Consider the following 8,632-nt stretch of genomic DNA (forward strand, 5'->3'; position numbering starts at 1 on the left):
GCGGCACGCCGTTGCCGAGCCGGCCCGGCACCACCTGGAACTGAAGGTTGGCGTCGACGACACGGCCGCCGAACAGATTGGCCAGCACCCAGAGCCGGGCATTGCGCGCCGAAAACCACGGCCATAGCTGCTTGACGTGAGAGACCTGCATGTCGTGGATGTTGAACGCCAGATTGATCCCCGGCACTTTGCCGTCGACGAACGCCACGGCGGCGGTGCCAAGCACCTCGCCGGAGCCGGCGGACCGAAGCGCGATCTGCTCTGCGACCAGTTTGTGGCTCACCGTGTTGTAGACACCGGCGATCCGGGCGAGGAAGGTGAGCGCCGGCTCGGGCGACTCCGAAGGCGCAAGCGACGATCCGTCGCTGGTCAGGTCGTAGCGATAGGAGGGCTCTTCACCCACCGCTCCGCTTGCCGGCTTCGGCCCGATCGAACCGGCGAAATCGAATGTCGAGCGGCCGGTCTTCAGCAGCAATCTGTCGACCTGGACCTTGTTGCTGCCAGCAACCAGCGTCGCATTGATATCGACGTCCGCCGCCAGCAATCCTCGCGTGCCGAGATCGAGGACAGAGCCCGTCGATGACAAAGCGGCCGTCAGCCGCGATGCGTTCACGCCGAACCCTTCCGATCCCGTCAGCTTCAACGCGACGGGTCCCAACTTGCCGGCAGCGGCCGCGCCGGTGTCGGCCAGATCGACGCTCGCATCCAGCGCCGTGACCCGGTGCGCCGCGATATCACGGGTGGCGGTAGCGGCAACCGTAAGCGTCCTGCCGTCGATGTCTGCCTTCGAGGAAAACTGCATGCCGCCCGGTCCCGACTGCACGACGGTGGCGTCGGTGATCTTGACGAGCTTGATCGCTCCGGTTTCGGGCAGCACGAATTCGACATTGCGAAGATCGATGCGACGCAGCGAATCCTCCCGCACGGCATCGAGTGCGTGGTTGATGTTTCCGAACACCGCGGCGGACAGCTTCTCCGGATCGATGAGGCCGTCCGCATTGCGCAGGCCGGCGGTCCAGTCGCCGCCTGACGGCATCGCCGCCACGACGATGCGGGCATCCGAGATCCTGGCGCTGGTCAGCCGCACATCTCCCCACAGCAGCGGGAACAGACGCACGCCGAAGCGCACGCGGCCGGCATCGGCCATCGGCTTGCCGTCTGATGTCTTCAAGCTGACGTCGCTGACCTGAAGCGCGATGAAACTCGAACCGTCGAGCGTGATGCGGGCAGGCCCGACCGCGACATTGACATCGACGCCCGCCAGTTTCTCAAGCGCCGTTTCCGCCTCGGCGCGAAGCCGGTCGGCTCCGATGCCGGAGGCGCCAACCAGATAAACGAGCACGGCGGCCAGCAGCACGAAAGCGACCAGACCGGCGAACAGTCGCGACAGGATGCGAAAACCGCGTCCGATCGACGCCTGACCAAGCGGCGGCACACGGCAGGCGGACGGAAAGGTCCCCAGGTCGGTGATCTCATCACGCCTGAACCGGATCTTCTCGTGCTGCGGTCGCTCCTGATCCACGCAATTTTCCGTTGTACGAACTCGATCGTGGACGAATCCCCGTCCGACACTATATCGGTGTGGCTTCGCGCGTAACCTCAAACAAGGGCATCGGTATGGCTGACCTCGACGTAGGCGATCTTGCGCCGCAATTTGACCTGCCGCGGGACGGCGGCGGATCGGTCAGCCTTGCCGCATCGTCCGGCAAGCCCATCGTGCTCTATTTCTATCCGCAGGACGACACAACAAGCTGCACGCAGGAGGCGATCAGCTTCTCGCAGTTGAAGCCGGAGTTCGAGAAGGCCGGCGCCGTGGTGATCGGCCTGTCGCCCGACCCCGTCAAGAAGCACGACAAGTTCAAGTCGAAATACAATCTCACCATCGACCTCGCCGCCGACGAGGAGCGCAAGGTGATCGAGGCCTACCATCTGTGGGTCGAGAAATCGATGTATGGCCGCAAGTATATGGGCGTCGAGCGCGCGACGTTCCTGATCGGCCGCGACGGGCGGATCGCCAGGATCTGGCGCAAGGTCCGCGTCAAGGGCCATGCCGAAGAGGTGCTCGAGGCCGTTCGAGCGCTTTGAGGTTTGCCGGCGAGGCTGGCCCAGGTTCCCTTGCAACCTTACGCACGCCTGGCGGGCAATCGCTGCGAGCAAGCTATCGCTGCAAGCCTTTGTTAACCCTAATAATGTGTAATCAAGCTGTCGTGGTGTCGTAAACGAAAGCTTGGTCCCGTGAACGCAACCGGTCAGTCCGCAGTCTTCGGCAAGCGTAAGGAGCCCCATACGGTCATCATCGCCCGGGGCAACGAGATCAGGCATTTTACGATCCGACCGTGGCTGGCGGCCTTTATCGGCTCGGCGCTGGCCGCCATTGCCGTCGGCTACCTCATGGCCACCTCCTATCTCGTGCTGCGCGACGATTTGATCGGCGCCACAACGGCGCGTCAGGCGCGCATGCAGCAAGCCTATGAAGATCGCATTTCGGCGCTTCGCGCCCAGGTCGACCGCATCACCAGCCGCCAGTTGCTCGACCAGCAGCTGATGGAAACCAAGGTCAGCGAACTGCTTGAACGCCAGAGCCAGTTGAGCCAGCGTCATGGCCGCCTTGGTCCGCTGCTCGAACGCGCCGAGAGCGAAGTCGGCGCAGCGCCGGCCGAAGATCCGGCAGCGGCTGCGAAGCCGGACAAACGCGCCGAAGCGACCGGCAGCATCAAGGAGCCCGCGCGGAATTATGCGGTCGCCAGCCTGAGCGCCGATCTCGGCGCCGGCGACACAAGGCCGTTCTCGCTGTGGTCAACCCGCTCCGATCCGCTGCCCAATGATTCAGCCGCCGATCGTGCCGACAAGCTCTTCGTCTCGATCAACCAGTCGTTGAAATCCATCGAGAGCGATCAACTGACCCGCATCAGCACGCTTGCCGACAATGCCTATAAGAGCGCCGATGCCATCACCCAGGCGCTCGAGGCGGCCGGACTGCCCGTCGACAGCGACTTCGGCAAGGGCGACAGCGACGTCGGCGGACCGCTGATCCCGCTCGACAGTTCGATGATGTTCGACAGCAAGGTCAAGGAGCTGGACGAAGCGCTGGACGCGCTCGACCATCTCAAGAAAGAAGCGCGCCAGCTGCCGCTGACCAACCCCGCGCCGGGCCACTCCGTCACCAGCCCGTTCGGCGTGCGCACCGACCCGATCCTCGGCACCGCGGCACTGCATTCCGGCATGGATTTCAGGGCGCCGATCGGCATGGCCGCAAAGGTCACGGCGCCCGGCACCGTCACCAAGGCCGGCTGGAACGGCGGCTATGGCCGCATGGTTGAAGTCGACCATGGCAATGGTTTTGCGACACGTTACGGGCATCTCAGCGAGATCGACGTGACCGTCGGCGAGAAACTGGACGCCGGCGCCGTCATCGGCAAGACCGGCAGCAGCGGCCGCTCGACCGGCCCGCATCTGCACTACGAAGTTCGCCACAATGGCGAAGCGATCGATCCCTTGCGCTTCCTCACGGTCGGCAAGAAGGTCGCCCAGTATCTGTAAGCGATCCCAGGCTCCTGCCCCATGCGCCGATGACCATCATGATGGCTGACTAAGGCGCTCCCGTCGACAGAAACGCCGTCGCTGCCGCAACCAGGGTGGTCGCGCCGACCTTCAACGCGGCCTCGTCGACACGAAACCGGGCGTGATGGAGCGGAAAGACCGATCCGATCTCCTCGTTCCGGATTCCCAGCCGAAAATAGACCGAAGGACGTTTCTCGCTGTAGTAGCCAAAGTCGTCCGCGATCGTCCATCCGGGCGTGTTGAGGACGTTGTCGGCACCGATGCAGGCCTTGGCGCTGGCGGCAATCAGCTCTGTCATCTCGACATCGTTGACGACGCCGGGTTCGCCCTTGTGGATGTCGACCTCGACACGCGCGCCGTGGCTCGTCGCCATACCCTCGGCTATCGTACGAACGCGGTGCCAGGCCCGCTCGCGGGTTGCATCGCTGCCGCTGCGGATGGTGCCTTTCAACGTGACCCTGCCGGCGGTGACATTATATGCGTTGCCGCCATTGATGGCCGTGACGGAAATCACCAGCGGATCGTACGGATCGGTCTCGCGCGAAACGATCTTCTGCAATTCGCTCACCAGGGAGCAAGCCACGGCCAACGCATCGACGCCTTCATGCGGTTTTGCCGCGTGTGCCGCCGAGCCGATGACGGCCACATCGAACGTGTCACAGGCCAGAGTGTAGGGACCGGAGCCGACGGCGATCTTGCCGGTCGGTGTGTACGGATCGACGTGGACGCAGATGGCGGCGTCGATGTCGTCGAGAAGCCCCTCTTCCACCACCCGCTTGCCGCCCGACGGTTCGTCCTCCTCCGCCGGCTGGAAGATCAGGCGAACGGTACCGCCAAAACTGTCCCGCGACTGGTGAAGATGCGCGGCCACCGCGAAAGCCATCGATGCATGGGCGTCGTGACCGCAGGCATGCATCACACCTGGATTCGTCGATGCATAATCGACACCGGACTCCTCCTCGATCGGCAAGGCATCGATGTCGGCGCGAATGGCGATCTTTCGATTTGACGGCCTGCCGGCGCCGACAATATCGACGGCAAGGCCAAAGCCGGCGACGTCGCGAATGTCGACGATTCCCTGATCCACCAGCATCTGCCTGAGGTAACGCTGCGTGCCGGCCTCCTGGTTCGAAAGCTCGGGATTGCGGTGCAGATGGCGACGGACCTCGATCATCCGGTCGAGAATTCCGGCGTCGATATCGGTCGTCACGGTTTTCGCAACACCACCCGCCGTGGCCGAACCCTCAGGATTTGACATGGATCTCTCGCGGGAACTTCGTCAGGGTCTCGTGGCCGGTTTCGGTGACCAGGATGGTCTCGCTGACCTCGATGCCCCAGCCGTCCATCCACATGCCAAGGATGGAATGAACGACGTTGCCCGGTTCAAGCACCGTCTTGTCGCCCGGCCTGAGGCTGATCGTGTGTTCGCCCCAATCCGGCGGATAGGCGACGCCGATGGAGTAGCCGATGCGCGATTCCTTCTTCAGTCCGTAGCGCTGGATGACCTTGCGCCAGGCAGCTTCGACCGCTTCGGCAGTCGTTCCCGGCCTGACCGCGTTGAGCACCGCGTCCATGCCCTCGATCACCGCTTTGGCGGTATCCGAGACATTTGTCGGCGTCTTGCCAAGCTGCATGGTCCTGGCGAGGCCGGCGGCATAGCGGCGGCAAACGCCGGCAAGTTCCAGCGCAATCGTCTCGTTTTCTCCGAACCGCCTGTCGCTCCACATGATGTGCGGCGCCGAGGCATTCTCGCCACCGAGGATTGTCGGCGGAAGCGCTGTGATGTCGCCGGCAAAATCCTGGCTGCCCGCGATCTGCGCCGCCTGGATGGCGGCGATGGCATCGCATTCGCGAACGCCCGGCGCGATCACCTCGAAGGCTCGCGTGACGGCCGCTTCGGCGAGCGTCGACGCCTTGCGCAAATAGGCGATCTCGGGCGCCGATTTGACCGCGCGGATCCAGTTCACCAGCAGGTCGGCATCGTGCCATTTTGCATTGGGAAGTCCGGCGACAAGCCGGGCGTGCGCCTTGGGGGAGAAATAATAGGCTTCGAGTTCGATGCCGATATGGCGGCTCCCCCAGCCCCTGGCGACAATCCAGTTCGCAATCCAGTCCATGGGATGGCGATCGCCTCGCTGGACATGGTCTTCCGGAAAGCCGACCACGTTTTCCGGTTTCATCCAGGCTGTCAGAAGACCGCCGGCCGCATCCATGGCGCGCCCGATCCAGACCGGCTCGACCTCCTCGATTGGAACCAGCACCACCTGCGGCGTGTAGAACGACCAGCCGTCATAGCCGGTGATGTAATGCTGGTTGGCAACGTCGTTGACGACAAGGAGCTCGAGACCGCGCTTGGCCATCTCGGTGCGGATCTTGCGAAGCCGCTGTCGGTACTCGTCGCGGGCAAACGGCAATTCGATCATCTTTGCTCCATGCTTTGTCATCAACGGTCGCGGGTTCGCTCACCATTGAAGAGGTTTCGCCATGGCGGCAATCGGCCAGGGCGGCGTGTGGGCAGGTCCTGAACCGGGTACGTCCATACCCGGCCTTCCCAAGATTTGTGTTTCACTATCATTTATTTTTGAATTCCATTTGACTGAATAAATAAGCGGTGCCAAGCTATCCTCTCCTAAGGGGCGCAAGGCATGGCACTGCGGGGGACCAATCAGGAGTTCGGGCGGCCATACAACCGGCGCATCGTGCTTGAGTCCATCCGCCTGCACGGGCCGATCGCGCGCGGCGAGATCGCCCGGCGCGTCGGCCTCACCGTCCAGACCGTATCGACCATCGTTCGCGAACTGGAAGATCAGGACTACATCCTGTCGCTGCGCGAAGAGCCGAAGGGGCGCGGCCTGCCGCCGGCGACGCTCCGGATCAACCCCGAGGGCGGCTATGCCGTCGGCATCCACATCACCCCGCTTGGTATCAGCGCCGCCTTGATCAATCTGAGCGGCGACGTGATCGAGAGCATCTACCGCGAAGCGCCGAACGCGACGCCGGACCACGCCTTCGAGTTGATCGGGGCGATGGTGGTGGAATTGACCAGACTGCGGGCTGGCGGACGGGTGCTGGGCGTCGGCATGGCCCTGCCTGGCCCCTTCGACGTGGAGTCCATGAGTTTCGTGGGGCCGACCACCATGACCGGCTGGAAGGATGTCGCGCTGCGCGAACGGCTGGCGGCCTCCACCGGATTGCCGGCCTTCTTTGAAACCGATATGGCCGCGGCCGCCATGGGCGAGCGCCTTTATGGCCTCGGCGCCCAGTTTTCCGAATATTACTATCTCTATTTCGGCGTCGGCCTTGGCGGCGTCATGGTTCATGACGGCAGCGCCTTGCGCGGCGCCTGGGGAAATGCCGGCGAGATCGGACACATTCCCGTCATTCCCGGCGGCGAGGCCTGCCCGTGCGGCAACAGCGGCTGCCTCGAAAGATATTTGTCGCTCGAGGCGCTCCGGCGCTGGAACGGCAGCGAGGCCGACTGGGTGGCCGAAGTCGCACCGATCTTTCACAACGCCGTCGCCGTCATCGAGAACCTGTTCGACCCGGAGACGGTCATCCTCGGCGGGCTGGCGTCCACCGACCTGCTCGAAATGCTGGCTGGTTCGGCCGCAGGCCTGCACAACTCCGTCTCGGCCCGCAAGGACCGCACGACGCCCAGGGTCGTGGTCGCGCGCGGCGGACAGCATTCCGTGCTGCGCGGCGCCGCCGCCCTGGCGGTTTCCGGGGTTCTGTCACCTCGCTTCGGGCAGATGTTCGCGGCCGAACGCGAACGCGAGCGCGACCTTCTCAAAGGCAGGGAGATTGCGGCATGAGTGAACCCCTGCTGGTGCTCGACAACGTCACCAAGAACTATGGCGCGATCGAAGCGCTCAAGGGGATCAGCTTCTCGATCGGCAAGGGCGAGGTCGTGGCGCTGCTGGGCGACAACGGCGCCGGCAAATCGACACTGGTGAAGATCATATCAGGCGGACTGGAGCCGACATCGGGCCGCATGCTGTTCGAGGGCAAGGAATTCCTCGCCAAATCACCGGCCGAGGCCAAGGCGGCCGGCATCGAGACCGTCTACCAGGATCTCTCGCTGTGCACCAACGTCGACGTGGTCGCCAATTTCTTCATGGGCCGCGAGATCACCCGCAAGTTTCTCGGCATTCCCGTGCTTGACGAGCGCGCCATGGAAGCCGTCGTCGGAAAGGCGCTGGCCAATGCCGGCACCCGCATTCCCTCGCTGCGCGCCAATGTCGAGCACCTTTCGGGCGGCCAGCGGCAAGCCATCGAACTCAACCGCTTCGTGCACTGGGGCGGCAAGCTGGTGCTGCTCGACGAACCGTTCGCCGCCCTCGGTGTCGAACAGACGCGGCGCGGTCTCGACATGATCCGCCAGGTGGCCAATCAGGGCATCGGCGTCGTCATCATCACCCATATCATGCAGCAGGCTTTTCAGGTCGCCGACCGGATCGTGGTGATCCGCCAGGGCGTCGTGGCCGGCGATGTCGCACGCAATAAAACAAGTCCCGACGCGGTGATCAACATGATCACCGGTGAGACGCTTGCCGGTGCCGGACCGACAGGCTGAGGGACAAAAGAGGGGTCCGGCTTAAGAGGAGCGAACGACATGAAGCGAATACTTCTTGCTGTCTTCGGTATCCTTGCACTGGCCTTTGCCACGCTCACGCCGGCATTCGCCCAGTCCAAGGGTATCGTCTACTATATGGTGCCGACCCTGCTGGACGAGTTCCAGACCGGCTCGGTGAGCGCGCTGGAACTGTTCCTGAAGCAGACCGGCTACGAGATGAAGACGCTGAACGCCGACAACAAGACCGACGCCCAGCAATCGCAGATGAACGACGTCATCGCGCTGAAGCCGGCGGCCATCATCCTGGCTGCAGTCGACTTCAATGCGCTGAAACCGTCCATCGAAGCCGCGCGCGCCGCCGGCATCCCGGTGGTCGAGTTCGACCGCCAGATCACCTCGACCCCGTCCGACTTCACCTCTGTCGCCGGAACGGTCGAGATCGGCTACGTCGCCGCGGATCAGGCCGAGAAGCTGCTGAAAGCCAAGAACGGCTCGGTG

7 protein-coding genes and 1 pseudogene are annotated in these 8,632 nt (G+C 63.7%); 5 read left to right on the forward strand and 3 right to left on the reverse strand.

What is annotated here, in order from left to right:
* A pseudogene (locus tag EN990_RS34005) lies at positions 1-1,522 on the reverse strand (hypothetical protein); the annotation flags it as partial.
* Between the two features lie 95 nt (positions 1,523-1,617).
* On the opposite strand from EN990_RS34005, the gene EN990_RS34010 reads away from it, so the two are divergent.
* Both EN990_RS34010 and EN990_RS34015 read left to right on the forward strand, forming a co-directional pair.
* Complete coding sequence (locus tag EN990_RS34010) at positions 1,618-2,085, forward strand: peroxiredoxin (RefSeq protein ID WP_023810305.1); 468 nt, start codon at positions 1,618-1,620, stop codon at positions 2,083-2,085.
* Between the two features lie 150 nt (positions 2,086-2,235).
* Entirely contained in the window at positions 2,236-3,540 is a 1,305-nt protein-coding gene (locus tag EN990_RS34015; protein WP_127369663.1) for a M23 family metallopeptidase, read from the forward strand.
* Between the two features lie 49 nt (positions 3,541-3,589).
* On the opposite strand, the gene EN990_RS34020 is transcribed toward EN990_RS34015, so the two are convergent.
* Positions 3,590-4,819: an amidohydrolase gene (locus EN990_RS34020; protein WP_063167799.1), complete on the reverse strand. Its 1,230-nt coding sequence runs from the start codon at positions 4,817-4,819 to the stop codon at positions 3,590-3,592.
* Positions 4,806-5,984: a M24 family metallopeptidase gene (locus tag EN990_RS34025; RefSeq protein ID WP_127385800.1), complete on the reverse strand. Its 1,179-nt coding sequence runs from the start codon at positions 5,982-5,984 to the stop codon at positions 4,806-4,808. The genes EN990_RS34020 and EN990_RS34025 overlap by 14 nt, the downstream gene beginning before the upstream one ends.
* 222 nt (positions 5,985-6,206) lie before the next feature.
* On the opposite strand from EN990_RS34025, the gene EN990_RS34035 reads away from it, so the two are divergent.
* From EN990_RS34035 to EN990_RS34045, 3 genes are all read left to right on the forward strand, one after another.
* Positions 6,207-7,373, forward strand: coding sequence for an ROK family transcriptional regulator (locus EN990_RS34035; protein ID WP_013532174.1), 1,167 nt, complete (start codon positions 6,207-6,209; stop codon positions 7,371-7,373).
* Complete coding sequence (locus EN990_RS34040; RefSeq protein ID WP_013532175.1) at positions 7,370-8,134, forward strand: ATP-binding cassette domain-containing protein; 765 nt, start codon at positions 7,370-7,372, stop codon at positions 8,132-8,134. Before EN990_RS34035 ends, EN990_RS34040 begins: the two co-directional genes overlap by 4 nt.
* A gap of 39 nt (positions 8,135-8,173) precedes the next feature.
* The coding region (locus EN990_RS34045; RefSeq protein ID WP_164766213.1) for a substrate-binding domain-containing protein at positions 8,174-8,632 on the forward strand (459 nt) is incomplete at its 3' end.

The sequence above is a fragment of the Mesorhizobium sp. M7A.F.Ca.US.005.03.1.1 genome (assembly GCF_003997975.1).
Classification (GTDB): Bacteria; Pseudomonadota; Alphaproteobacteria; order Rhizobiales; family Rhizobiaceae; genus Mesorhizobium; species Mesorhizobium ciceri.